Origin of the sequence: Mesorhizobium sp. UC74_2 (genome assembly GCF_042701485.1) — a bacterium.
GTDB lineage: Bacteria > Pseudomonadota > Alphaproteobacteria > Rhizobiales > Rhizobiaceae > Mesorhizobium.
Window position 1 is genome coordinate 5,952,836 of the sequence record NZ_CP170562.1, and the last position, 24,310, is coordinate 5,977,145.

Here is a 24,310-nt window from a genome sequence, read left to right on the forward strand (position 1 = left end):
TGCCTATTGCTGCGAAACGGGCCGCTTGCGGCCCGTTTTCGTTTCAGCGACTACGCTGGACCCTATTTTGCGGGGGCGACATCGCGGGGGATCGATGCCGTGGCCGCGGCTGCGATGATGGACGCGCAGCCGGCGATGATGAAGGCAGCGGACATCGATTGCGTGATGACCATGCCTGCGATGGCGGATCCGAGCGGGAAGCCGGCCAGGTTCAGGCTCATGGAAATCGACATGACGCGGCCGAGCTGGTGCGGGTCTGTGCGGCGCTGGCGCAAGGTCAGCAGCGCAACATCGATCGGGCCCGATACCATGCCGGCAATCATCAGGCCGATGGCCAGCCCACCCAGCCCGAACTCCGCCGCGACCGGCCAGGCAGCCAGGGCCGTGACAACCATGCCGACCGCCATGACATGGCGCTCGCGCCCCGTCGTGCGCAGATGACCCGCCAGAAGCGCTCCGATACCGCCGGCAATGCCCATGGCAGCCCACAGCGCGCCGGTCACCGAACTGCTTTCCGTCACGCCGTAACGCTCGGCCACGAACACCGGCACCACCACGACGAGCACTCCCCAGGTGACCTGATAGAACGAGTAGGAGACAGCGAGGCCGCGCAGGGTAGGCTGCCGTGCCACCATCTCAATGCCCTCGATCGTCTGGCGTAGCAGGGAGGCATGGCGTGATGCCAGCCCCGGCAACCGTTGAACATAAGACAGGCAGACAGCGGCGCCGGCATAGGCAAAGGCGATGATCGACAGCGCAGCCTCCGGCCCAAGCAGGGCTACGGTCAGGCCGGCCAGTGCCGGCCCCGCGACATCGGAGATGGCATAGACCGCGGTGTCGAGCGCATTGACCCGATCGAGCGCATGGGCAGGCACGAGCCTTGGCAGAAGCGTCCGCGTGCCGGATGCACCCAGAGGACCGGCCAGCGAGAACAGCACCACCAGGACGAACAGAACCAGCGGGCTCGCCCAGCCCGCCCAGCCGGCAATGCTGACCGCGGCGATGAAGGCGGCGCTGGCGATCAGGTCGATTCGGACCGCCGTTGTCGGACCGACGCGGTCGAGCAATGCACCGGCGACGGGACTGACGAGGAGGCCTGGAGCAATCGCGGCAAAAGTCAGCCAACCGGCCAGGGCCGGTGAGGAAAAACGCGCCAGGACGAACAGAACAAGGGTGAGGCCGAACATGCGTGCCGCCAGGCGTGACAGCGTTGCCGCGAGGATGAGCGGCGGCAGGCCCGGGATCGACATCAAGGTCCGATACGAGTTCTGGGATTCCATAGGGGCTGTTCCGGCTGCTGGCGGCCCACCGTATGGAGGTGTTTGCGCTTCTGTAAATGGACCACCGATCCCGGTTTGAAGCGGACACGCGTCACCCCGGCGGTGAAAAAAGAGGCCGTCTCGACCGTGGGGAAGGCTCGCCGATGCCCTCGGCTGATTGTGCCGTTCCGGCACGCAAACATTAATGTTGGTCCGTCGCATGGCGAACAAATGCGTCGGAAGCCTGTGAATCATTGGTGGACAAGCTGTGCACAACACCAGATGTTGGGGTGAACAAAACAGGAAACTTCTGCGATCGCCGATTCGTCGCCGATTCGTTCCGGCTTTGGTCGAATTGTTAATGAAAATGGACGGTTAAGTGTCAGATGTGGTTAATGGCCATTAAGAAAATGCTGTTATTTCAGCGGCTTGAACTGGTCGGCTCGTTAGCCGGCACTCGCGTGGCTGCCTCTTGCCGGCAAAAGTTAACGGCAGTTGTGAAAAGCGGATGGTTTGGTCGATTAGCCGATTCAGCATGTGGTGCGACTCAGTGAGCCGAGATCCATATCTAGCCGTGAACGAACCGTGAATCGCGAAGAGTCAGCGATTCGTCGCTGATTCGTTCCAGACTCGTTCCGTACGTTAATTCCGCGGTGCAAAAGGCAGGATCGGGTGAACGGGTGCGACGCTTCCATGAACATTCTGCTTTCGCTCCGGCGCCTGAATGCCTATGTGTGCGCTGTCGCCGGGCAAGCCGGCGCCGATGACGGGAAAAGGTCTTCTTTCCGGGCCGATGAATATCCATCCCAAACCTACCGAACCGCTGATCCTTTCAGGCCGTGACGTCACGGCTGTGCTCGGCCCGACCAACACGGGCAAGACGCATCTCGCGATCGAGAGAATGGTTGCACATGAGAGCGGTGTCATCGGCCTGCCGCTTCGCCTGCTGGCCCGCGAAGTCTACGCCCGGCTGTGCGAGAAGGTCGGCGCCAACAAGGTAGCGCTGGTAACGGGCGAGGAAAAGATCCAGCCCGCCGGGGCGCGATATTCGGTTCATACTGTCGAAGCGTTGCCGCGCGAGACCGACGCCGCATTCGTTGCCATCGACGAAGTGCAATTGGCCGGAGATCTCGAACGCGGTCACATCTTCACCGATCGTATCCTCAATCTGCGCGGCAGGCAGGAGACATTGCTGCTGGGTGCCGCCACCATGCACGGCATCCTGCAGAAATTGCTCCGCGGCGTATCGGTGGTGACCAGGCCGCGCCTGTCGCATCTTGCCTATGCCGGCTCCAAGAAGCTGACCCGTCTGCCGCGCCGTTCGGCCATCGTCGCCTTTTCGGCCGATGAGGTCTATGGGATCGCCGAGTTGATCCGCCGCCAGCAGGGTGGTGCGGCAGTCGTGCTCGGCGCATTGTCGCCTCGCACCCGCAATGCACAGGTGGCGCTCTATCAGTCCGGCGATGTCGATTATCTGGTTGCGACCGACGCCATCGGCATGGGGTTGAACCTTGACGTCGACCACGTCGCCTTTGCCCAGAACAGGAAGTTCGACGGCTATCAATACCGAAACCTGACCGCGGCAGAGCTCGGCCAGATCGCCGGCCGTGCCGGCCGGCACCTGCGCGACGGCACGTTTGGCGTCACCGGCCAGGTCGACCCGCTCGACGAAGACCTCGTCCAGAAGATCGAAAGTCATGATTTCGAGCCGGTGAAAGTGCTGCAATGGCGCACGCCGACCTTCGATTTTTCCAACCTCGATGCGCTGAAGCGTTCGATCGAGACCAACGCGCCGGTTCAAGGGCTGACCCGCGCCCTGCCGGCCGTCGATGCGCAGGCTCTGGATTTCCTGTCGAAGGACGGCGAAATCCGTGCGCTTGCCACCAACCGCGAGCGTGTGGCCCTGCTGTGGGAAGCCTGTGTCTTGCCGGATTACCGCAAGATCGCTCCCGCACAGCACGCTGACCTCATTGCTTCCATCTATATGGACCTTGCCAGGCGCGGCCATGTCGACGAAAGCTACATGGCTGAACAGGTGCGTCGTGCCGACACCACGGAGGGTGACATCGACACGCTTTCGCATCGCATCGCCCAGATTCGCACGTGGACTTTTGTATCCAATCGTCCAGGTTGGCTTGCCGATCCGACACACTGGCAAGAAAAGACACGGGAAATCGAAGACAGATTGTCGGACGCGTTGCATGAGCGGTTGACGAAACGCTTCGTTGATCGCAGGACTTCCGTCCTCATGCGGCGCCTTAGAGAAAATACCATGCCCGAAGCCGAAATCAGCCCAACCGGAACCGTCCTCGTCGAGGGCCATCATGTCGGCGAACTGCAAGGGTTCCGCTTCACGGCCGACCAGGGCGCCGGCGGCGAAGATGCCAAGGCTGTGCGTTCAGCCGCACAGAAGGCACTTGCCTCCGAGTTCGAAGCCCGCGCGGAACGCTTCGCGGCGTCCGGTAACAACGACATCGCCTTGGGTTCCGATGGCGTGCTGCGCTGGATCGGCGCGCCGATCGGTACGCTGGTTGCCGGCGAAGACGCGTTGAAGCCGCGACTGGTGCTGCTTGCCGACGAGCAACTGACCGGTCCGGCGCGTGACAAGGTCGCGGCGCGCGCCGATCGTTTTGTCAATTTCCAGGTCGAGCTGCTGTTGAAGCCGCTGGTGGACATGAAGAATGCCGAGCAGCTGACCGGGATCGCTCGCGGCATCGCCTTCCAGCTCGTCGAGCATTTCGGTCTTATCAACCGGCGCGATATCGCCGAAGAGATGCGCACGCTCGATCAGGAAGGTCGTGCGGCGCTGCGACGCCTCGGCGTGCGTTTCGGCGCTTATCATGTTTTCGTGCCATCGCTGATCAAGCCGGCGCCAGCGGGCCTCGTGACGCTGTTGTGGGCGCTGAAGAACGACGGCAAGGATAAGCCGGGCTTCGGCGACGTGGTCCACGCGCTGGCTTCCGGTCGCACCTCTATCGTGATCGATCCGACCTACGACAAGACATTCTACCGTCTGGCCGGCTATCGCAACCTCGGCCGTCGAGCGGTGCGCGTCGACATTCTCGAGCGACTGGCCGACCTCATCCGTCCGGCGACCAACTGGAAGCCGGGTCTTGGCGTTCGTCCGGACGGTGCCTATGACGGCCAGGCTTTCATGGTGACGCCGCCGATGATGTCGATCCTCGGCGCAACGGCCGACGACATGGAGGAGATCCTGAAGGGTCTCGGCTACCGTGCCGAGCCGAAGCCTGCGGTGGACGTCAAGGCCAAGCTCGAACAACTTGACCAGGCGGCCCGCGACGCCGCGGAAGCGAAGGCCGCGGCCGATGCCGCCGCAAAGGTAGCTGCGCAGACCGTCGAGGCGGCTGCCGCCGAGGAGCCTGCCGCAGCCGATGCCGAGCCGGTTTCCGAGCCGGCCACTGAAACGTCGGAAGTAGAGGCCGTCTCCGTAGACACTGCCGAGGCCGATGGCATCGAAGACGGCGCAGAGAATGCCGAGGCGGTCGATCCCGTTGAAGTGGCTGAGGTTGCTGAAGAGACTGAGGAAGTTGTCGCAACAGCCGATGCTTCCGATGAAGCCGGGGCGACCGAGCAGGGCGTGGTCGAAGTCGAGCCGCAGGCCGAAGCTGTCGCCAGCGAAAGCAGTGCCGCAGCCGGCGAAGCGGCCAAGGCGGACACGGAAGAGCCGAAGCCGATCCTGCTGTGGCGGCAGGCGCGCTTCGATCATCGCCGCGACAACCGTCATCACCGTGGCGGCCGCAACGCGCAGGCGGCAGGCGAAAACAACCGCCAGCGCTCCGATCGCGAAGGTGCCGATCAGGGCAACAACCGCGAGCGTTTTTCCCGTGACCGCTTCAAGGGACGCGCCAATGGCGAAGGCGGACGCCCGGATCGTCCCGGCGGCAAGCCGCAGGGCGAGCGTCAGGACCGGCGCGATGGCCGGCCCGAATGGAAGGGCAAGCAGGACGGCGGCAGGCCGGGGGGCAAGGCTGGCAAGCCGTCTTTCCAAAAGCCGCGTGAGGAACGCCCCGTGCGTTTCGACCCCGACTCGCCTTTCGCCAAGCTGGCCGCTTTGCGCGACCAGTTGAAGAAGTAGATGACGGGCCTGCGTCCCTCGGCGCGCAGCTTCGGTCATTGAACCGATGGTTGCCGAGGGTCGCCAGCGCATCGACAAGTGGCTGTTCTTTGCACGTGCCGTAAAATCGCGGTCACTGGCTGCCAAGCTGGCGGTTGCAGGACGGGTGCGCATCAACCGCGACAAAGCAGCGCAGGCATCCGATCTGGTCAAGGCCGGTGATGTTTTGACCATCACGCTCGATGGCCGGATCCTGCGTCTGGAAAGTTCTGGCTCCAGGTGTCCGGCGCGGCCCCGCGGAAGAAGCGCGCACGCTCTACGAGGATATGTCGCCGGTGCCGACCGACCGCAAGGAGGCACTGCCGGACGCGATCATGCCGCTGCGCGACACCGGCAGTGGCCGCCCGACCAAGAAGGAGCGGCGGCAGACCGATCGGTTGCGGGACGAGGATTGAGGAGCATAAACGCCCGTTGCGGCGTGGCGGTTGGAATGCAAAACCCACCTGGGCCAATTCGTTGGAATGAGCCGGCCTTGCAAGAGGTGGGCAAAGACGTTACCTGACCGGCAAGAAGCGCAATTCCAGGAAAAGTGTGTAGCGGTTTTCCGTCCGGAATTGCGCCAAATAAAGAGTTAGAGCGTTTCCGCGTTTCCGTGAAAGACGGACACGCTCTAGAGATAGAAGAACGGGACTTTCCCGGAGCAGGCCATGACCTACCTCGTCACCGACAACTGCATCAAATGCAAATACATGGATTGTGTCGAGGTCTGTCCGGTCGACTGTTTCTACGAAGGCGAGAACATGCTCGTCATTCATCCGGACGAGTGCATCGATTGCGGCGTGTGTGAGCCGGAATGTCCGGCCGACGCCATCAAGCCGGATACCGAACCGGGTCTCGACAAGTGGCTGCAGATCAATACCGAATACGCCGAGAAATGGCCCAACATCACCACCAAGAAGGACGCGCCGGCTGACGCCAAGCAGTTCGATGGCGAGACCGAGAAGTTCGAGAAATATTTCTCTGCGGAGCCGGGTGGCGGCGACTGACGGCCCAGGGCGATCCCCAGCTTTAACAGCAGGATTGTGCTAACCGTCTTGACGAGCGGGGTAGTGCTTGTCCTTCGCGAATGCAGCAAAATCTTGATTCTTGCGAGTTTTTGTGTTACACGGAAAAAACATGCCGGTGACACAACGTCGATTTATGGCGAACACGCCCCTAATCATCGAAAGGTGACTTCCTATTTCCGGACCAGAGCATTCTGGGCCAGGCGGACGCAGTTTTGCGGTTGGCCGGCACAGGCTTTTTCCGGAGGATTTCGCTTGTTGTGTGGCATTCCAGGCCGGACCTGATCCGGCAGCCCCAGTTCTGCCGGCAGAGGCCTGCCGGCGCCACAACAAGGAGTTCAGGGCGTAATGGCAACGACAACCCCGCAGAAGAAGTCCGCATCCGCAGCCCGTCACGGTTTCAAGACCGGCGAGTTCATCGTGTACCCGGCGCATGGCGTCGGCCAGATTGTCTCGATCGACGAGCAAGAGGTGGCGGGCCACAAGCTGGAGCTGTTCGTCATTGATTTCCAGAAGGACAAGATGCGCCTGAAGGTGCCGGTCGCCAAGGCGACCTCGATCGGCATGCGCAAGCTTTCCGAGACCGACTACGTCGACCGCGCGCTTAAGGTCGTGCAGGGCCGTGCCCGCGTGAAGCGCACCATGTGGTCGCGCCGCGCCCAGGAATATGATGCGAAGATCAACTCCGGCGATCTCATCTCGATTTCGGAAGTCGTGCGCGACCTCTACCGCGCCGAGAACCAGCCCGAGCAGTCCTACTCAGAGCGCCAGCTCTATGAAGCTGCGCTCGACCGCATGGCCCGCGAGATCGCGGCTGTGAACCGTATGTCGGAAACCGAAGCTGTCCGCCTGATCGAGGTCAACCTCAACAAGGGCCCTAAGCGGGGTGCCAAGGCTGACAACGAAGAGACCGAGCAGGAAGAGGCTGCCTGATCGCTTCCTTCCCTGAGTTTGCGAAAACCCGGCCTTCGGCCGGGTTTTTTGTTTGCCGGAGCGAGGAGCAGTCAGTGTTTTCGCGACAGTTGTCTTGTCGCGGTTTCCAGGCCGGTCAATGTCAGCGGGTACATGCGACCGCCGAAGATGTCGTGGATCATGCTTATGGAATGCGTGTAACCCCAATGCTGCTCGCGCGTCGGATTCAGCCAGACCGCGTTCGGCCACTGGTCGAGCACGCGTTGCAGCCAGGCAATGCCGGCTTCCTTGTTCCAGTGCTCGACCGCGCCGCCCGGCGAGACGATTTCATACGGACTCATCGAGGCGTCGCCGACGAAGATGACCTTGTAGTCGTGACCATATTTGTGAAGCACGTCGAAAGTCGGGATCTTCTCGGTGTAGCGACGGCGGTTATCCTTCCAGACGTCCTCGTAGAGGCAGTTGTGGAAGTAGAAATATTCAAGCTGCCGGAACTCTGCGCGCGCCGCTGAGAACAGCTCTTCCACCACCTTGATGTGGTCGTCCATCGAGCCGCCGACGTCGAAAAACATCAGTAATTTGACCGCATTGCGCCGTTCCGGCCGGGTCTGGACATCGAGATAGCCGTGCTCGGCTGTGGCATGGATGGTGCCCGGCAGATCGAGTTCTTCTTCAGCGCCCTCGCGCACCCAGCGACGCAGCCGTTTCAGCGCCACCTTGATGTTGCGGGTGCCAAGCTCGACACTATCGTCGAAATTCCTGAATTCGCGCTTGTCCCACACCTTCACGGCACGTCGGTTGCGGCTTTCCGCCTGGCCGATGCGCACGCCCTCGGGATTGTAGCCATAGGCGCCGAAAGGCGAGGTGCCGGCTGTGCCGATCCATTTCGAGCCACCCTGGTGGCGCCCCTTCTGCTCCTCCAGCCGCTGTCTCAGCGTCTCCATCAGCTTGTCGAAGCCGCCCAGCGCTTCGACAAGCTTCTTTTCTTCTTCGGTCAGCGTCTTTTCCGCCAGCCGGCGCAGCCATTCCTCCGGCAAGGCCGCGGCATCGACGCCGCCTTCGCCCGAGACAGCCTCCACGCCCTTGAAATAGTGCGAGAAGACCTGATCGAAACGGTCGATGTGGCGCTCGTCCTTCACCAGGGTGGCGCGGGCAAGATAGTAGAATCCCTCGACGTCATAGCTGACGAGATCCGCCTCGAGGCTTTCCAGCAAGGTGAGGTATTCCCGCAGCGAGACGGGAACTTTCGCGGCCTTCAATTCGAGGAAGAACGGGATGAACATCGCGCCAATGTGCGTCGGCACGGGCGTGGAGGCAAGGGCGGCCCAAACCCGCACGGCTGCCACACTCATGGTAAAAATAAGATTCAGCCTTTTTTGGTAATTTCCCGTTAGCAATTCCCTTGGCGGGAGTTTTGTATCGGCACCCGTCTCCGGTTCTTGTTCTTGCGTACGGGTTCTCATGCGTTTCACCACGGTGTCGGCAATTCTGCTTGCCTGCGCGGCGCTCGCCAGCTGCGCTTCCAGCTCCGGCATGGACGAAGTCCTGTCGCCGGGGCCGTCCTCCGAGACGACGAGCTCGATCACCCGGCCGAACAGCCCGGTGCCGAGCGCCAGCATCAGGTCCGAATTGCGTGAAGCGCCCGCACCGCAAGTGGCGATGGCGGCGCCCATTCCGGAGGCGCCCATTCCAGAGGTGGAATCCTTCGCCGGTTCGGAACCCGGCATGCCGGCCATGCCGTTGCCCGCGATGAAGCCGGCAATCCTGACGCCAGCGGAAAAGCCGGTGATCCGCAAGGCGGCGATCGTTCGCGGCGACGTCTATGCGCGCCGCTTCCGCGATGCCAAGCCGATCAATTTTGGCCGCACCACCTCACCGAGGCAGCTTGCCGTGCACGGCGTCGACGTCTCGCGCTGGCAGGGCGACATCGACTGGGCGAAGCTGCGCAGCCAGGGCGCCAACTTCGCCTACATCAAGGCGACCGACGGCGGCGACCATCTCGATCCGATGTTCAAGAAGAACTGGCGCGAGGCAAACGAGGCCGGGCTGCGCCGAGGCGCCTATCATTTCTTCTACTGGTGCCGCGTTGCCAGTGAACAGGCCGACTGGTTCATTCGCAACGTGCCGAAAGTGCCGGGTGCTTTGCCGCCGGTCATCGATGTCGAATACAATGGTGAATCCAGCTGCAAGCGGCGTCTTTCGCGCGAGAAAGTGCTGGAGAAGATGCAGGTGTTCATGGACAAGCTGGAAAGGCACTACGGCCAGCGTCCGATCATCTACACGGCGCCCGACTTCTACCGCGACAACCTGAGGGGTGAGTTCCAGAATTATCCGTTCTGGCTGCGCGCCGTCGCCCAGCACCCTTCCAAGGTCTATCCCGGCCGCAAGTGGGTGTTCTGGCAATATTCGGGTTCCGGCCTGTCGCATGGCGTCGCCGGCAAGATCGACCTCAATGCCTTCCACGGCTCGGAGGACGACTGGCACGATTGGGTCGCCGACAAATCCAGCTGACGAAAGGGCGGGATCGAACAGTCCCGCCCGCGCAACTCACATCAGGTCGTATTCGATAAAGCCGGTACGGCGCGCCACGCGGTCGTAGAGTTTGCGCGCGGTGGCATTGGTCTCGTGCGTCATCCAGTAGACATTGACGACGCCGGCTGCCTTGGCGGTCTGCCTGACAGCGTCGATCAAGGCGGTGCCGACGCCTTTGCCACGGATTTCGGGATCCGCGAACAGATCCTGCAGGTAGCAGTTGTTCGCCACGGCCCAGCAGGAGCGGTGGTACATGTAGTGGGTGAGGCCAACGGGCTCACCGTCGACGAGGGCGATGAAGCCACGCGGTTCATATTCGCCAGGTGTGAACAATCGTTTCCAGGTGAGCTGATAGGTCTCTTCCGGCAGAACGGTGTTGTAGAATTTGAGATAGGCTGTCCATAGCCGGTGCCATTCGGCGTGATCGGACTGTTCAAGCGGGCGGACGGTAACGGTCATGGTTCGGCTCCCCTTCAATGTGGGCCGTTGTACCTACGGGGTTGTGCCAATGCGATGGCACAGCCGAGCCTTTCCATTGTCAGAGCCGCAACGGTCCCCGGTGGCGCTGGAGTTCGCCGGTGACGGCGGATTGGCTTCACGCCTGGTCGAGATGCTCGGCTGCCAGCCGCCGTTTCATCTGTTCGACGGCGCCACCGGCGGAGAGCCCTTCCGCGATCGCACCCAACTCGGGGTCCGCCGGACGGTAACGATTGCCCCAGACTCCCAGATTTACCAGAACCGGCAATAGATCGATGCCGGCCGCGGTCAGACGATAGACAGCCTTCAGCTTGTGGGTTGGATCGTCATGGCGGGTCACAATGCCTTCGTCCTGCAAGGCCTGCAGGCGATCCGCCAGCGTGCGTGACGAGATTCCTTCTTCCGACTGCAGGAACTCCCTGAAGTGTCTTTTGCCGGCGAACATCATGTCGCGGATGATCAGCAGCGTCCATCGGTCACCGATCACCTCCAGGGACAGGTTGATGGGGCAATCCGATTTTTCCTTGCCGGACATTTCCGCTTCCATTTTTAAAGTGATTTACTATTGACATCGTTTTGGGTCGATTCAACAATTCCAATTGTAAACCGTTCGAGCGTCGATCCGGCGTTCAATCCAGGAGGAAGAGACCATGACCCGTTTCGATCACCGGAATGCCGGCAAACGCACCATCGTGGTGGTTGGCGCGACCAGCGAGGTTGGTGCCGCGGCATCGACAAGGCTGCGTCAGCAAGGACACGACGTCAGAGGCGTGGCGCGCAGCCTCGGCATTTCACTGTCGGACCAGGAAGGTCTGAACCGCGCCTTCGCCGGCGCGGATGCCGCCTATGTGATGATTCCGTTCGATGTACAGGTTGCGGATCTGCATGGGTTCGAGCGTGAAGTCGGGTCGCGGCTGGCAGACGCAATTTCCGGTTCCGGAGTCAGCCGTGTCGTGTTGTTGAGCGGTCTCAACGCGCATCTCAAGATGGGCACATCTCTGGGTGCGGCCGAGATGGAGGATCGGCTTGAGACGCTGGGCCTGCCAGAGCTGGTGCATCTGCGTGCGGGTTTCTTCAACGAGAACTTCGTCAAGGGCATGGGTTTCCTTCAGCAGGCCGAAACCGGCGTCTTCGCGACACCGTTCCGCGGCGACCTGCCGATGCCGCTGATCGCCGCCGGCGACATTGGTGTGCGTGCCGCGGAGCTCCTGGCCGCAGACGACTGGCCAGGCGATCGGGTCATCGAACTGCACGGCGGCGGTTATTACACACTGGCGGAGGCGACAGCGATCCTCGGCAGGGCGATCGGCCGCGATGTGGCCTACCAGACCGTATCCTATGACGATGCACGCGCAGGAATGTTGCAGGTCGGCATATCGGCCAGTTTCATCGAAGCGCTGATCGAGACTGCGACCAGCTTCAACAAAGGCGAGCGCTGGACGCTCGAGACACCAAATGCCCGCAACACGACGCCGACGACGTTGGAGCGCTGGGCGGCAGAGACGCTGGCCGTTTCCGGTGCCGTGGCCTGATCAAATCTTCAACCCCAGTTCGAGGAGTTTCCGCAATGAAAAAGCTCATCCTTCAAATGCAGATGTCGGTGGACGGTTTTGTCGGTGCCGAAGAGGACAAGGACTGGCAGGTCTGGAATTGGGCCGACGACAATCGTTGGGACGAAGCGTTGAAGCGCGACTTCAACAGCCATTTCCAATCGATCGACACCATTCTCCTGAGCAGCAAGATGGCCGAGGAGGGATATCTCACCCATTGGGGCAACGCGGCCAGGCGTTATCCGCAAGATCCTTTCTACGCCTTTGCGCAGCGCATCGTCGAGGTGCGCAAGGTGGTGCCCAGCGATCGGCTCGACACGTCACGCTGGGAGCGTACGGAAGTGCGCTCGGGCGACCTCGCCAGGGAACTTGGCCTGTTAAAGGCGGAAGAAGGCAGCAATATCGGCGTATTCGGTGGTGCCGGTTTCGCTTCGGCGCTGATAGCGGCCGGTCTGGTCGACGAAATCCAGCTCTATATCAATCCGGCTGCACTTGGCCGCGGAACGCGGATCTTTTCCGAGGCCGGCTTCCAGAACCTGAAGCTGCTCGGCGCCAAGGCTTATGATTGCGGCATCGTGGTCAGCCGCTACGCGCCCGCGCGCTGAACAAGGCTTTCTCTTACCCCCTGGCGTCTGGCCATGAACGCCAGACGTTCGAACAGATGCACATCCTGTTCGTTCTTGAGCAGTGCGCCATGCAGTTTGGGCAAGGCGTTTTTCGGGTCGGCGCGCAGATCCTCCGGCGAGATGTCGTCGGCAACCAGCAGACGGATCCAGTCGAGCGCTTCGGAGGTCGACGGCTTCTTTTTCAGGCCCGCCACGTCACGGATTTCGTAGAACTGGGTCAGTGCCGCACGCACAAGGCTCTGCTTGATGCCCGGATAGTGCACATCGACGATGCGATGCAGAGTGTCGACGTCGGGGAAGCGGATGTAGTGGAAGAAACAACGACGCAGGAAGGCGTCCGGCAGTTCCTTCTCGTTGTTGGAGGTGATGATGACGATCGGGCGCACGCTGGCGCGGATGGTCTCGCCCGTTTCGTAGACGAAAAACTCCATGCGATCGAGTTCCTGCAGCAGGTCGTTGGGGAACTCGATATCGGCCTTGTCGATCTCGTCGATCAGAAGCACGATCTTTCTGCCGGCGGCGAAGGCATCCCAAAGCTTGCCGCGCTTGATGTAATTGTGGATGTCGTTGAAACGCGCGTCGCCAAGCTGGCTGTCGCGCAGGCGCGAGACGGCATCGTATTCATAGAGGCCCTGCTGCGCCTTGGTGGTGGATTTCACGTTCCATTCGATCAGATCGAGGCCAAGGCCGGCTGCCACCTGACGGGCAAGTTCGGTCTTGCCGGTGCCCGGTTCGCCCTTGACCAGAAGCGGCCGCTCCAGCGCGATCGCCGCATTCACCGCCACCATCAGATCCTTGTCGGCGACATAGGCCGATGTTCCTTCAAACCGCATCGAAAACTCCAGTTCCGTCACTGCGAATCTAGAGGCGGGCGGCGGAAGGGGCAAGCCACGGGTGGTTTGGCTAAAAGACGGGTAAGACAAAGATGCCCACTGGCAAGCTGGTCGGCGGCGCTCTATATTTGCCGGCGACGGTCTGCGTCTCGCGGCAGGAGAGACATTTCCCCGGGGCCTTATTGATCTCGAAGGGAGCTGTCCCTGACCGGACCCGTGGGTTCGGACATATGGCGCCCACCTACTTTGTAGGTTCCCGGGATCAACTTCTCCACCGGTTGCGTGGATCGTCACTTCCCCCCTTTTTTGTCTCGGGCTGTGTTGGCTTAAGGTCGCCGTTGCGACAGTGCGCGTTGCCGTGCCATGGCATAGGCGCTGCGAGCCGACAGGAGTGCCTTCCCCATCATGCACAAGGAACGCAAGAAACAACTGCGCAAGGAGGCTCTGGCGCGCCGCGACGCGCTCGACCCGTTCTGGCGCATCGAGGCGTCGCTGGAGATGGCGGAGACCGCGCGCGACAGCATTTCCTTCGAACACGGAGCGATCGTTTCCGGCTTCTGGCCGATGCGTTCGGAAGTCGACGTGCGGCCGATGATGTTCGCGCTGCGCGAACATGGAGCACGGCTGTGCCTGCCAGCGATTCTCGACAAGACCACGATCGCCTTTCGCGAACTGGTGCGTGGCGCGCCGCTGGTCGAAATGGGGTTCGGCACGCATGGCCCCGGCGACGAGGCCGAGGTGCTGGATCCGGATATCATGCTGATCCCGCTCGCCGCATTCGACGCCCGCGGTCACCGCATCGGTTATGGCGCCGGCTATTATGACCGGGCGATCGCCAGGCTGCAGGATGCCGGCAACCAACCACGCCTGATCGGCATCGCCTTCGATTGCCAGGAGGTGGCGGAGGTTCCGGACGAGCCGCATGACGTGGTCATCCCCGAAATCCTGACAGAGAGCGGGTTGCGGCGGTTTTCCCAGCAGTTATAGATGACTGCATGAGACTGCTTTTTCTGGGCGACATGGTGGGCAAGACGGGCCGCACGGCAGTGTGGGAACAACTGCCCGGCCTGATCTCCGACTTCAAACTGGATTTCGTCATCGTCAACGGCGAGAACGCTGCCGGCGGCTTCGGCATCACCGAGGAGATCTTCCACGAGACGATCGCCGCCGGTGCCGATGTGGTGACGACCGGAAACCATGTCTGGGACCAGCGTGACGCGCTGAACTTCGCACCGCGCGAGGAACGATTCCTGAGGCCAGCCAACTTCCCCAAGGGTACGCCTGGGCGCGGCTCGGGTGTTTATATCGCGCGCAACGGCGCGCGCGTGCTGGTTGCGAACATCATGGGGCGGGTGTTCATGCATCCCGAGCTCGATGACCCGTTCCAGGCGGGCGAACGTGAGCTTGCCGCTTGTCCGCTCGGTGAGCAGGCCGATGCCGTCGTGATCGATTTCCATGCCGAGGCGACGAGCGAAAAGATGTGCTTCGCGCATTTTATCGACGGCCGTGCCTCGCTCGTGGTCGGCACGCACACCCATCAGCCGACCGCCGACCATCAGATCCTCAATGGCGGAACCGCCTATCTGACCGATGCCGGCATGTGCGGCGACTACGATTCCTCGCTCGGCATGGACAAGGAAGAGCCGCTCAACCGGTTCCTCTCGAAGGTGCCGAAGGGCCGCTTCGAAGCGGCGAATGGGCCTGCTACAATCTGTGGCGTTGGCGTTGATATCTCTGACCGTACTGGTCTGGCGGAGCGCGTTGCGCCGTTTCGCCGCGGACCAAGACTGGAAGAAACGGTCCCATCCTTCTGGTTGTGACATTGAAGACGGGAGCCGTCGTACCTAACTGCCGCCGAAACCTAATTTGCCTGCTTCAGATCGTTCAAGGGGAAGACGACCTCCATGCAGATCATCGAGTTTCTTGCGCCGTACTTCACTTTCGTCAACGACCCGACCGCCTGGGTCGCGCTGCTGACCCTGATCGCGCTCGAGATCGTTCTCGGCATCGACAACCTGATCTTCATCTCGATCCTGACCAACAAGCTGCCGGAGGCCCAGCGCGCCCGGGCACGCCGGCTGGGCATTGGCGCCGCGCTCATCATGCGGCTCCTGCTATTGGCCACGATCTCGATCATCGTCGGGCTGACGGCGCCGGTGTTCAGCGCCTTCGGCCATGACTTCTCCTGGCGCGACCTGATCCTGATCGCCGGTGGCCTGTTCCTCGTCTGGAAGGCGACGAAGGAGATCCATCACACGGTCGACCCGCAGGATCATCAGGATTCGATGATCGGCGAGACGCTGCAGATCAGCCTGGGTGGCGCGATCGTGCAGATCCTGCTGCTCGATCTGGTGTTCTCGGTCGATTCCATCATCACCGCTGTCGGCATGACCGACGAGATCGCCATCATGTACATCGCGGTCATCGTCACCGTGGTGGTCATGCTGCTGGCGGCTGCTCCGCTTGCGAACTTCATCGCCAAGAACCCGACCATCGTGATGCTGGCGCTCGGCTTCCTTTTGATGATCGGCATGACGCTGATTGCCGACGGCATGGGCTATCATGTGCCGAAGGGCTACATCTACGCCGCCATGGGCTTCTCGGCACTGGTCGAGGCGCTCAACATGCTGGCACGACGCAGGAAGGCGAAGAAGAGCGCAGGACACTGAGGCTGTCTTTGCCCGTCTCAACGGAGGCGGGCAAGTCTTCAAGCGGTGCCGAACATCACCTTGCGGCCATCGGGGTCTTCGACGGTGACGACGACGTCGTCGAGGGCGAAGGGTTCGATGGCGAGCGCCTCCAATCGGGCAAGAAAGCCTTCCCGGTCATCGATCTTGAAATAGAGATGGGTCAGGTTCGAACCGGCCAGAGGCGGATGGGTGTAGGCAGCGAAAGCTGCTGCCTCGTGGATCGCCAGCTGAATTCCGTCGCGGTCGATGCGCCAGTAGGCATAGCTGCCCGGCATGCCGACCTGTTCGAGCGGCAGGCCTGCGACACGGCTGTAGAATTCCGCGGTTTCGGCCGGGTTCGCCGCGGTCAGGAAAATTCCGCGAAATGTCGTTTGCATGATCCTGCCTATGCCGATGGCACGCCGGCAGGATGCCGGTCAGCGATCAATCCAAGTGTGATGCCCTGTTCCAGCCAGGCCTTGGCGCCCGCGAGGACGAGCGCGAAGCCATCCGTCGAATCCACAGCCGCCTTGACCTGCTGGCCCGCGTCACCCTGGAAGTCGAAATTGCGGATGGCAACAAAGGTGGCGGTGCCATCGAGCATCGGTTTGAAGGTCCATTCAACGGTGGTCGCGGGCTCGCCCCAGCCGATAAGAATCTTCTCGTCTTTCAGCAGTTCCCTGACGGCGACAGGGGACTTGAAGTCATACATGCGCCATTCCCATTCGATCTGCCGGCCGGAATCGAGACGAGCGCTGCCGTGCGTGAACCAGAATTTCGACGTGATGGCCGGGTCGATGAAGGCTTCATAGACCTCAGTCACCGGCCTACGGATCAGCATGCCGACTTCCGCGGCGGGGGCCTTGTGCAGTTCCATCGCTTTCTTCCCTTCGTGTCTTCAGGTTGGCGAGGCTATGGCTGTCAGGGCAGATTGATCTGCCAGGAAACACCGAAGCGGTCATTCAGCCAGGCGAAGCGCCGGCTGAAGCCATAGTTGTCGAGTGGCATCAGCATCCCGCCACCCTCGCCAAGGTTCTGCACGATCCGGGACTGCTCGTCTTCGGAGGTACAGGTGACGAACAGCGAGATCGACGGCGTGAAAGTGAATGCGTGGTGGACATGACTATCGCTGGCCAGAACCTCGAGGCCGGCGATTTCGGCGCGAGCCAGCCGGACCGAACCCTTGGGACCTGCTTCGCCTACATCATAGCGATCAATAGCGAGGATGCGGCTCGCCGGTACGATCGCGCAGTAGAGGTTCAGTGCCTCCTCGGCCTTGCCCTCGAACATCAGGAATGGTGCTGCCGTCACCATGATACTCTCCTCTCGATGGGGTCAGATGTTGTCCTCGCGGGCCGGTTCGCCCTTCATCTCCGAACGGTAGTAGCCGTCGCGCAGATTGATGCCGTATTCGACATAGGCCTTCATGCAGGCGAGCATCTGCGACCAGCCCTCGCAGTTCAGGTAGGAGCGCTTGCGGCCGGGCTCATCCTCACGCCAGCCTTCCTCGGCAATGGTCACGAAGGTGCCACCATCCTCGAGCTGTTCGAAATTCATTTCGATGCGGGTCTTGTAGGACGGCTTGTCGTCCGGCCCGCTGCCGTCCCAGCGCAGGACGATGCGGCGCTCGGGCACGACTTCGTCGACTTCGACCGGAATTTCGCCCCACCAGGTCACAGTTGTGCCGGCGACCAGTGGCGCGGAGGCACCGCGGATGGTGGTGAAATAACCGCTGAGCTTGGTTGGATTGACGACGGCGTCGAACACTTCGGCGACAGGCTTGCCGATACGTCCCGAAACCCTGATTGCGATGGACATGTCCACAGCCTCCTGCTTGAAATCTCCCCTATCATGTTATAAAAACATAACATGTCAAGCGAAGCAAAAGACGATCATGTTTTCAAGGCCTTGGCACATCCGCGCCGGCGCCTTCTGCTTGATGAACTCAAGGATGGGCCGAAGACGACAGGCACTTTGTGCGAGATGTTCGCAGACATGGACCGTTGCACGGTGATGATGCATCTCAAGGTGCTGGAGGATGCCGGACTGGTGGTCGCCCGCCGCGAAGGCCGTGAGCGCTGGAACCATCTCGACGCGCTGCCGATCAAACGCATCCACGACCGTTGGATCAGCGAATACGCGACCCATGCCGTTTCGATCCTCGATCGCCTGAAAGCGGATCTGGAAGGATGACGCTTCCTATTCGGGGTCGAACAAGATTAGCGCCAAATCGTACACTCTAACTCTTTCTGTGCGCGCAATTGCGGACAGAAAACCGCTACGAACTTTTCTGGGACCTTGCTTTAAGGTCAAGCGGAGCAACCTTCATTGCGAACCCGGATAAATGTCTGCCTTCCATAGGAAGTTGTGTGTCAGATCAGATAGCGCGGCCCGTTCGGTAACTTTTGGCTCAGGTCTCGTTGCCTCAACCTGTGTGTAGCGAAATCATAACCTTGCCGTTCCTGAAACGACCTGGTCTCGCTGTTCATGAAGTCCGAATAGGTCTGCATCAGTGTCAGAGCCTTCACGAACTCGCCCTGTTCAGCATAGACATCCATAGCTTCGCGCAACACGGGATAAGCCTGACTGTCTTTTGTTCCTCCCGTCGGAATCGAGGCGAGTTTTGCACGTCCCTTCCAGATGGGATCTTCGGTGAGATCCGCCGGTCCGGTATCAAGTCGAGAGAACCAGCGGGCGATATTGTCGACCGGCCCACCAAAACCGAAGCTTGGTGGAGAAATGATCATCTGAACGGCCAATCGGCACGCCTCGTCGGTGCGCTGCATTCGCAAATATTGCCCGGCCAGTGCGGCCAGCGCCTCCGTGTATTCCGGCAGGGCAGCCACGGCCTTTTCAAGTTGCGCGACGGCCGGGTCAAACGCCTTTTCGGCAATCAGCTCACGCGCCTTGCCATAACAATTCCTGGCCGAATCCGGATCTTCTTCAAAGGTGGGCAATTCTATCCAGTCGTGACTATCGATACCTTCGGTCTTTCCCAGAAACGCCTTTAAACCACTGAAACCTGGCTCCAGTCTCCCACCGTCATGCTGTGTTTCAGCAATTAGCGGCTCGCTGTTCTCCCGGCCCACCGGCCAGTAAAAACCAAAATAATCGCCGTTGCCGAGTTGATGGGCCTCAAAGGTTACGAAACCCAGCGGCAGGTAGCTGCTGAGTACGTCAGTCTTGTTAATTTGCAGATGCTCGACACCTGCCGGCAAGCGTAGTCCTGCGGCCTGCGGGGGGAGGGCTGTCTCAGCCGTGATTTCTGATGAAAACAGGCGTTTGAGGTAATGTAGAAGACCCGAATTCATGCTCGCCTCCAAGTTTCGAGATTCTACACCAGTGTCGAACGGATGATGATTCTTAGAGCAATTCCAGGCAAATTGTGTAACGGTTCGCCGTCCGGAATTGCACAAAAACAAAGAGTTGGAGCGTTTCCGTGAAAAGCGGAAGCGTTCTGATCGTTAACATGCATGACGGTCTGCTGATTGGTCCCAAATTTCTCGGTGATAGCCGAAACACTCAGGCCCGTCGCAACAGATGCCGGAGGGCTTCAGGCTCTTGTGCCTTCCTGACCGCCTCGTGCGCTCAGCTTGTCGTTCGCTTTCTGTTTGCCTGGTGTGTGATTTTGAACGGCTGTTGTTTCGACCCTATTCTGCCATCGCCACCAGTGCGTCGCGGTCATAGCCGAGGCGGATTGGGGCGCCGACAGGAATGTCGTCGGCGCCGAAATCGTTTGTCTCGGTGACCGACAGCGGCTTTTCCAGGCCCGGGATATCGACGATGAGATGCGTGATCTCACCGAAATAGTGTCGCTCCACCACAGTGCCGGACACCTCGTACTTGGCCGTTGCGCTGTCCCACAGCACGCGCAGCCGCTCCGGTCTGATGCCAAGTGTGGTGCCGGCACCGTTACGCATCAATGCCTTAGGCTTTTCGGTGGTGACGCGGCCGAAACCCAGAGTGTCGACGGTGATGGACGAGCCGTTCTCCTCGACGATCTCGGCCTTCACGAAATTCATGCCGCCAAGGAAATCGGCAACCTGTCGGTTCACCGGCCGCTGGTAAATCTCTTTCGGCGAAGCGATCTGCGCGATGCGGCCGCCGAACATCACGGCGATGCGGTCGGACATGGCCAGGGCTTCATACTGATCGTGGGTGACGAGGATGAAGGTGATGCCGACTGCCTGTTGCAGGCGGCGCAGTTCCACCTGCATCTGCTCGCGCAGTTTCTTGTCCAGCGCTGACAGAGGCTCGTCGAGCAGCAACACCTTGGGCCGCATCACCAGCGCGCGGGCTAGTGCCACGCGCTGGCGTTGGCCGCCGGAGAGTTCATGGGCGCCGCGCTTGCCAAGGCCGTTCAGCGAAACCATGGCGAGTACGTCGTCGACACGGCGCTTTTCCTCGGCCGGGGCGAGTTTCAGCCGCTTCAATCCATAGGCGACATTCTGTTCGACGTTGAGGTGCGGGAAGATGGCATAGCTCTGGAACACCATGTTGGTGGGGCGCCGGTTGGCCGGCACGCCGACCATTTCCTGCCCGTCGACGGCAATGGTGCCGCTGGTCGGGTTGTCGAAGCCGGCGATCATCCTGAGCAATGTGGTCTTGCCGCAGCCGGAGGGGCCGAGCAGGGAGAAGAATTCTCCCTCGCGAATGGTCAGGCTGCAGTCGTCCAGTGCCTTGAAGGCGCCATAGCTGCGGGTGACGCCCTTGATTTCGATCATCGGACGATCCGATGTCGGGCGGTCGGGCATTGGCCGGTCAAGCATGCAGAAGACCCTCTGACTGGGTGCGACGCGCGGCGCGGCGGCGCAGGATTTCGGCGATGGAGAGCAGCACGAAGGAGCCGATGAGCAGCAGCGTGCCGAGCGCCAGTACACCCGGCAGCTTGGCGGCGAAACGCAGCTGACCCCAGATATAGATCGGCAGCGTCGCATCGGTTCCGGTGAGGAAAAAGGCGATGATGAAATCGTCGAGCGAGATGGTGAAGGAAACGAGCAGGCTCGAGATGATGGCGGGCGTGACCATCGGCAGGGTCACCCGCCGGAATGTGCCGAAGGCACTCTCGCCAAGATCGGCCGATGCCTCCTCCAGGCTGCGGTCGAAACCTTCGAAGCCCGAGGTGAGAACCGACATTGAATAGGGTATGCAGATCAGCACATGGCCGAGAACGACGGTGAAGAGCGAGAGGCTGAGGCCCAGCTGCAGCATGACCAGGAGCATCGAGATGGCAACGATGACTTCCGGCAGCACCAGCGGCGCCATGATCAGTCCGTGGATCGGGCGTCGCCCGGGAAAGCGGTAGCGCGTGATGGCGCGCGCGGCGAGGATGCCGAGGGTCGTGGAGAGCACGGCAGCTGAAACACCGACGATCAGGCTATTCCAGGCAGCGTCGATCAGCGCCGGTGTCTTTGGCAGGTCGCGGTACCATTGCAGCGTATAGCCGGCGAGCGGGAATTTCGGCGAAGCCGAGGTGTTGATGGAGAAGATCGGCAGGAACAGCACCGGCAGATAGAGGAAGCCGATATAGAGGAAGGCGTAGGCCGCCAGCCAGGAATTGCCGCCGGGCAGGAAACGCTTGAGGGCGGTCATCGCGAGAGCCTCATTGCCGCGCGAAGCAGGAACACGGTGGCGCCCGCCATCAGGCTGACCACGACCATGGTCGTCACGGAAAGCGCTGCCCCCAAGGGCCAGTTCGCCGCCTTGCCGAACTGTGCCTGGATGGCGTTGGCGATCATGACGCCGTCCTTGCCGCCGACCAGCTTCGGCGTGACGTAGTCACCGACCGTCGGGATCATCACGATGAGCAGCGCCGAGATCACGCCTGGTGCCGACAGCGGCAGCGTCACGCGCAGGAAGGATCGAAGCGGCCCATCGCCAAGATCCTTGGCCGCTTCGATCAGTGTACGGTCGACTTTTTCGAGCGAAACGTAGATCGGCAGGATGGCGAAGGCCGCCCATGCATGGGTGAGCGTGATGATGACCGCGCTGGTGTTGTAGAGCAGGGCGGTGGACGGCTCGCTGATCAGGCCGAGCCCCATCAGGCCGGAATTCAGCACGCCGTTGTAGCCAAGGATGACTTTCCACGACATCACGCGCAGCAGATAGCTCGTCCAGAACGGGATGGTGATGAGAAAGAGCCACAGGCTCTTGTGACGGCCGCCGTGGAAGGAAATGAAGTAGGCGATCGGATAGGCCAGCACCACGGTGAACAGCGACACCAGAAGCGACACGAAAAGCGAGCGCCACAACAGATCGAGATAGATCGGTTCGGTCAGCGCGGTGCGATAGTTCTGCAGCGTGAAGGTGTGGTCGATGGTGAGGTAATTCTGCGTCCAGAACGAATGGGCGAACACCACCAGGATCGGCAGCAGCAGCAGGATAAGAGCGTAGAGAAGCGTCGGACTGATCAGGGCAAGGCCCTGGAAGGTTTCGGACTGCAGAAAGGGTGGCCTTCGCCTGATGATGTCCGCAGCAAGTGGCGGCGACCCTTCCGCGGCTGCCGTCATTGCAGCGCTCCGGTTGCGTATGTGGTCGCCGGCCTGGATCGTCCCGCCATGCTGCCTCCCGCCGGTCGTTCCCGCATTTTTTTGTCGAGATTCGACCACCTTGTGCTTGCGCGTCGATACGCAGCTTTGGGCGGCGATCCTCTTGCCGGCTTTCCTCATCATGAGCGCATCCGCCGGTTGAAATCAAGTGATATTTCTGCGATGTTGATTGAACAGCCATTCAAAATAAGTTGGTGAAACCCGACGTTCCCAACGGTTTGAGTGGTTTCGAAAAATTGTATTGGAAGCGAGGTGGTGATGGCTGCGGTGCGCGAGACAAGAAGCGGTGAGCCGAATGCAGGAGTTCCGGAAAACGCTGTCGAGACCGCGCGGCGTCACCTCGTCCAGCCTTGGCCGGTGGCTGCCACCGTCGGTGCAGAGGCGCGGACGCTGATCGGCGATGGTGACGGCATCTACGTCACCGACGCCGAGGGCAAAAAGTTGATCGACGGTCCGGCCGGCATGTGGTGCACCAATGTCGGTCACCGTCGCGAGGAACTGGCGCGCGTGCTCTACGACCAGGCGATGCAGCTTTCCTACAACACACCCTGGTACACGATGAACGCACCTTCGGCGGAGCTGGCACGGCGTATCGCCGCCGCTGCACCAGGCGATCTCAGTCACGTCTTCTTCACCACCGGCGGGTCGTCAGCGGTCGAGACCGCGCTGCGTTTCATGCAGTTCTACAACAATGTGCGCGGTCGGCCGGAAAAGAAACTGATCCTGTCGCGCGGTGGCGCCTATCACGGCTCGACCTATCTGGCGGCTTCGCTGAACGGCCGCCCGCGCGACCGCGACTGGATGGACGGCGCCGACGAGCTGGTGGTGAAGCTGTCATCACCCGATCCGTTCCGCCGGCCGAAGGGGATGGAAGTCGATGCCTTTGCCGACATGCTGGTCGAGGAGTTCCGCGGCAGGATCGAGGCGATCGGCGCCGACAGGATCGGTGCCTTTGTCGGCGAACCTGTCCAGGCCTCGGGCGGCGTCATCGTGCCGCCCGACGGCTATCTCAACCGCATCCGCGAGATCTGTCGCGAGAACGATATCCTTTACATCTCGGACGAGGTGGTGACGGCATTCGGCCGGCTCGGCCACGTCTTTGCTTCCGGCGATGCGTTCGGGCTTGACCCAGACATGATCACCTTCGCCAAGGGGGTCACCTCCGGCTATTTCCCGCTTGGCGGCGTTGTCATTTCCGAACGGTTACTGGAAGAACTGCGTCGCTCCAACCATCCCGACGCGATGTTCGCGCATGGGCTGACCTATACCAGCCATCCGATCGGTTGTGCGCTGGCACTGAAGAACCTCGACATACTGGAAGGCGAGGTTCTGGCGCATGCTCGGGCCGTTGCGCCCTATTTCCAGGCACGGCTGAAGTCGCTGGAAGATCTGCCGCTGGTCGGTGAGGTGCGCGGGCTGGGATTGATGGCCTGCGTTGACTGCGTGGCGGATCGCGAAAGCAAGAACCCGCTGCAACTGGACAGGGCAGTCGGCGCGCGCATCGATGCGCATTGTCACGAGCTTGGGCTTCTGGTGCGGCCGCTGATCAACATGTGCGTGATGTCGCCGCCGCTGATCATCACCCGCGAGCAGGTCGACATGATGGTGACGATCCTGCGTGAAGGCATCTCGCGCACGATGGAGGATCTGCGCCGTGAGGGCCTGTGGCAGGGCTGAGGTTAGAGCGTCTCCGCCACACGCGGAAATGTCTCTGTGTTTCTGGGCAATTCGGAGCGTAATACCGCTGCGTGCTTTGCTGGAATTG

General features: G+C 61.2%; 24 protein-coding genes, 1 other RNA gene and 1 pseudogene. 13 read left to right on the plus strand and 13 right to left on the minus strand.

Annotation, left to right across the window (positions count from 1 at the left end):
* Positions 1–62 precede the first annotated feature (62 nt).
* A complete protein-coding gene (locus ACFJIU_RS29060; protein ID WP_379065853.1) occupies positions 63–1,280 on the minus strand; it encodes an MFS transporter in 1,218 nt (405 codons plus the stop codon).
* Between the two features lie 772 nt (positions 1,281–2,052).
* Here ACFJIU_RS29060 and ACFJIU_RS29065 point away from each other — a divergent pair.
* The 4 genes and pseudogenes from ACFJIU_RS29065 to ACFJIU_RS29080 all read left to right on the plus strand — a co-directional run bounded on the left by ACFJIU_RS29065 (position 2,053) and on the right by ACFJIU_RS29080 (position 7,331).
* The gene (locus ACFJIU_RS29065; RefSeq protein WP_379073263.1) at positions 2,053–5,355 is read left to right on the plus strand and encodes a helicase-related protein; all 3,303 of its coding nucleotides are present in this window, start codon (positions 2,053–2,055) and stop codon (positions 5,353–5,355) included.
* 46 nt (positions 5,356–5,401) lie between these two features.
* A pseudogene (locus tag ACFJIU_RS29070) lies at positions 5,402–5,789 on the plus strand (RNA-binding S4 domain-containing protein).
* A 252-nt stretch (positions 5,790–6,041) separates the two neighbouring features.
* Positions 6,042–6,380, plus strand: a complete 339-nt coding sequence (gene fdxA, locus ACFJIU_RS29075; protein ID WP_024922886.1) for a ferredoxin FdxA — start codon at positions 6,042–6,044, stop codon at positions 6,378–6,380.
* A gap of 366 nt (positions 6,381–6,746) precedes the next feature.
* Positions 6,747–7,331, plus strand: coding sequence for a CarD family transcriptional regulator (locus ACFJIU_RS29080; RefSeq protein ID WP_054313823.1), 585 nt, complete (start codon positions 6,747–6,749; stop codon positions 7,329–7,331).
* 71 nt (positions 7,332–7,402) lie between these two features.
* Here ACFJIU_RS29080 and ACFJIU_RS29085 read toward each other — a convergent pair whose 3' ends face one another.
* On the minus strand, positions 7,403–8,593 hold the full coding sequence (locus ACFJIU_RS29085) for a VWA domain-containing protein (RefSeq protein WP_379073264.1): 1,191 nt from the start codon (positions 8,591–8,593) through the stop codon (positions 7,403–7,405).
* Positions 8,594–8,771: 178 nt separating this feature from the next.
* Between ACFJIU_RS29085 and ACFJIU_RS29090 the strand changes: the two genes are divergently transcribed.
* Complete coding sequence (locus ACFJIU_RS29090; protein WP_379065856.1) at positions 8,772–9,821, plus strand: GH25 family lysozyme; 1,050 nt, start codon at positions 8,772–8,774, stop codon at positions 9,819–9,821.
* A 36-nt stretch (positions 9,822–9,857) separates the two neighbouring features.
* Here ACFJIU_RS29090 and ACFJIU_RS29095 read toward each other — a convergent pair whose 3' ends face one another.
* Together ACFJIU_RS29095 and ACFJIU_RS29100 are read right to left on the minus strand one after the other, a co-directional pair.
* A complete protein-coding gene (locus ACFJIU_RS29095; protein ID WP_379065858.1) occupies positions 9,858–10,301 on the minus strand; it encodes a GNAT family N-acetyltransferase in 444 nt (147 codons plus the stop codon).
* Positions 10,302–10,437: 136 nt separating this feature from the next.
* Positions 10,438–10,854 (minus strand): winged helix-turn-helix transcriptional regulator, encoded by a 417-nt coding sequence (locus ACFJIU_RS29100; RefSeq protein ID WP_379065860.1) that lies wholly within the window; start codon positions 10,852–10,854, stop codon positions 10,438–10,440.
* 115 nt (positions 10,855–10,969) lie between these two features.
* Here ACFJIU_RS29100 and ACFJIU_RS29105 point away from each other — a divergent pair, with 115 nt between their 5' ends.
* Positions 10,970–11,851, plus strand: coding sequence for an NmrA family NAD(P)-binding protein (locus ACFJIU_RS29105; RefSeq protein WP_379065862.1), 882 nt, complete (start codon positions 10,970–10,972; stop codon positions 11,849–11,851).
* 35 nt (positions 11,852–11,886) lie between these two features.
* A complete protein-coding gene (locus tag ACFJIU_RS29110) occupies positions 11,887–12,474 on the plus strand; it encodes a dihydrofolate reductase family protein (protein WP_379065864.1) in 588 nt (195 codons plus the stop codon).
* On the opposite strand, the gene ACFJIU_RS29115 is transcribed toward ACFJIU_RS29110, so the two are convergent.
* A complete protein-coding gene (locus tag ACFJIU_RS29115) occupies positions 12,456–13,328 on the minus strand; it encodes an AAA family ATPase (RefSeq protein ID WP_379065866.1) in 873 nt (290 codons plus the stop codon). The genes ACFJIU_RS29110 and ACFJIU_RS29115 overlap by 19 nt on opposite strands.
* 136 nt (positions 13,329–13,464) lie before the next feature.
* Between ACFJIU_RS29115 and ssrS the strand changes: the two genes are divergently transcribed.
* The 4 genes from ssrS to ACFJIU_RS29135 all read left to right on the plus strand — a co-directional run bounded on the left by ssrS (position 13,465) and on the right by ACFJIU_RS29135 (position 15,997).
* Positions 13,465–13,621, plus strand: a non-coding RNA gene (gene ssrS / locus ACFJIU_RS29120) — 6S RNA.
* Between the two features lie 112 nt (positions 13,622–13,733).
* Positions 13,734–14,315, plus strand: a complete 582-nt coding sequence (locus ACFJIU_RS29125) for a 5-formyltetrahydrofolate cyclo-ligase (protein WP_144222771.1) — start codon at positions 13,734–13,736, stop codon at positions 14,313–14,315.
* Between the two features lie 8 nt (positions 14,316–14,323).
* Positions 14,324–15,148: a YmdB family metallophosphoesterase gene (locus ACFJIU_RS29130; protein WP_379065868.1), complete on the plus strand. Its 825-nt coding sequence runs from the start codon at positions 14,324–14,326 to the stop codon at positions 15,146–15,148.
* An 84-nt stretch (positions 15,149–15,232) separates the two neighbouring features.
* Complete coding sequence (locus ACFJIU_RS29135) at positions 15,233–15,997, plus strand: TerC family protein (RefSeq protein WP_144222769.1); 765 nt, start codon at positions 15,233–15,235, stop codon at positions 15,995–15,997.
* Between the two features lie 38 nt (positions 15,998–16,035).
* Here ACFJIU_RS29135 and ACFJIU_RS29140 read toward each other — a convergent pair whose 3' ends face one another.
* The 4 genes from ACFJIU_RS29140 to ACFJIU_RS29155 are packed head-to-tail and all read right to left on the minus strand — an operon-like array spanning position 16,036 to position 17,815.
* On the minus strand, positions 16,036–16,395 hold the full coding sequence (locus ACFJIU_RS29140; RefSeq protein ID WP_379065870.1) for a VOC family protein: 360 nt from the start codon (positions 16,393–16,395) through the stop codon (positions 16,036–16,038).
* Between the two features lie 8 nt (positions 16,396–16,403).
* Positions 16,404–16,874, minus strand: a complete 471-nt coding sequence (locus ACFJIU_RS29145; protein WP_379065872.1) for an SRPBCC family protein — start codon at positions 16,872–16,874, stop codon at positions 16,404–16,406.
* A 44-nt stretch (positions 16,875–16,918) separates the two neighbouring features.
* Positions 16,919–17,311: a VOC family protein gene (locus ACFJIU_RS29150; protein ID WP_379065875.1), complete on the minus strand. Its 393-nt coding sequence runs from the start codon at positions 17,309–17,311 to the stop codon at positions 16,919–16,921.
* Positions 17,312–17,332: 21 nt separating this feature from the next.
* Positions 17,333–17,815 carry an SRPBCC domain-containing protein gene (locus ACFJIU_RS29155; protein WP_379065877.1) on the minus strand — a complete coding sequence of 161 codons (483 nt, stop codon included), beginning with the start codon at positions 17,813–17,815 and terminating at the stop codon, positions 17,333–17,335.
* A gap of 51 nt (positions 17,816–17,866) precedes the next feature.
* On the opposite strand from ACFJIU_RS29155, the gene ACFJIU_RS29160 reads away from it, so the two are divergent.
* Complete coding sequence (locus tag ACFJIU_RS29160) at positions 17,867–18,190, plus strand: ArsR/SmtB family transcription factor (protein ID WP_379065879.1); 324 nt, start codon at positions 17,867–17,869, stop codon at positions 18,188–18,190.
* Positions 18,191–18,369: 179 nt separating this feature from the next.
* On the opposite strand, the gene ACFJIU_RS29165 is transcribed toward ACFJIU_RS29160, so the two are convergent.
* From ACFJIU_RS29165 to ACFJIU_RS29180, 4 genes are all read right to left on the minus strand, one after another.
* Positions 18,370–19,308, minus strand: a complete 939-nt coding sequence (locus tag ACFJIU_RS29165) for a tetratricopeptide repeat protein (RefSeq protein WP_379065881.1) — start codon at positions 19,306–19,308, stop codon at positions 18,370–18,372.
* A gap of 339 nt (positions 19,309–19,647) precedes the next feature.
* Positions 19,648–20,721 (minus strand): ABC transporter ATP-binding protein, encoded by a 1,074-nt coding sequence (locus tag ACFJIU_RS29170; RefSeq protein ID WP_379065883.1) that lies wholly within the window; start codon positions 20,719–20,721, stop codon positions 19,648–19,650.
* A gap of 37 nt (positions 20,722–20,758) precedes the next feature.
* Positions 20,759–21,589: an ABC transporter permease gene (locus ACFJIU_RS29175; RefSeq protein ID WP_379065885.1), complete on the minus strand. Its 831-nt coding sequence runs from the start codon at positions 21,587–21,589 to the stop codon at positions 20,759–20,761.
* Positions 21,586–22,506 carry an ABC transporter permease gene (locus ACFJIU_RS29180; protein ID WP_379065887.1) on the minus strand — a complete coding sequence of 307 codons (921 nt, stop codon included), beginning with the start codon at positions 22,504–22,506 and terminating at the stop codon, positions 21,586–21,588. Before ACFJIU_RS29180 ends, ACFJIU_RS29175 begins: the two co-directional genes overlap by 4 nt.
* Before the next feature lie 297 nt (positions 22,507–22,803).
* Between ACFJIU_RS29180 and ACFJIU_RS29185 the strand changes: the two genes are divergently transcribed.
* A complete protein-coding gene (locus ACFJIU_RS29185; RefSeq protein ID WP_379065889.1) occupies positions 22,804–24,222 on the plus strand; it encodes an aminotransferase in 1,419 nt (472 codons plus the stop codon).
* The last annotated feature ends 88 nt before the right edge of the window (positions 24,223–24,310 follow it).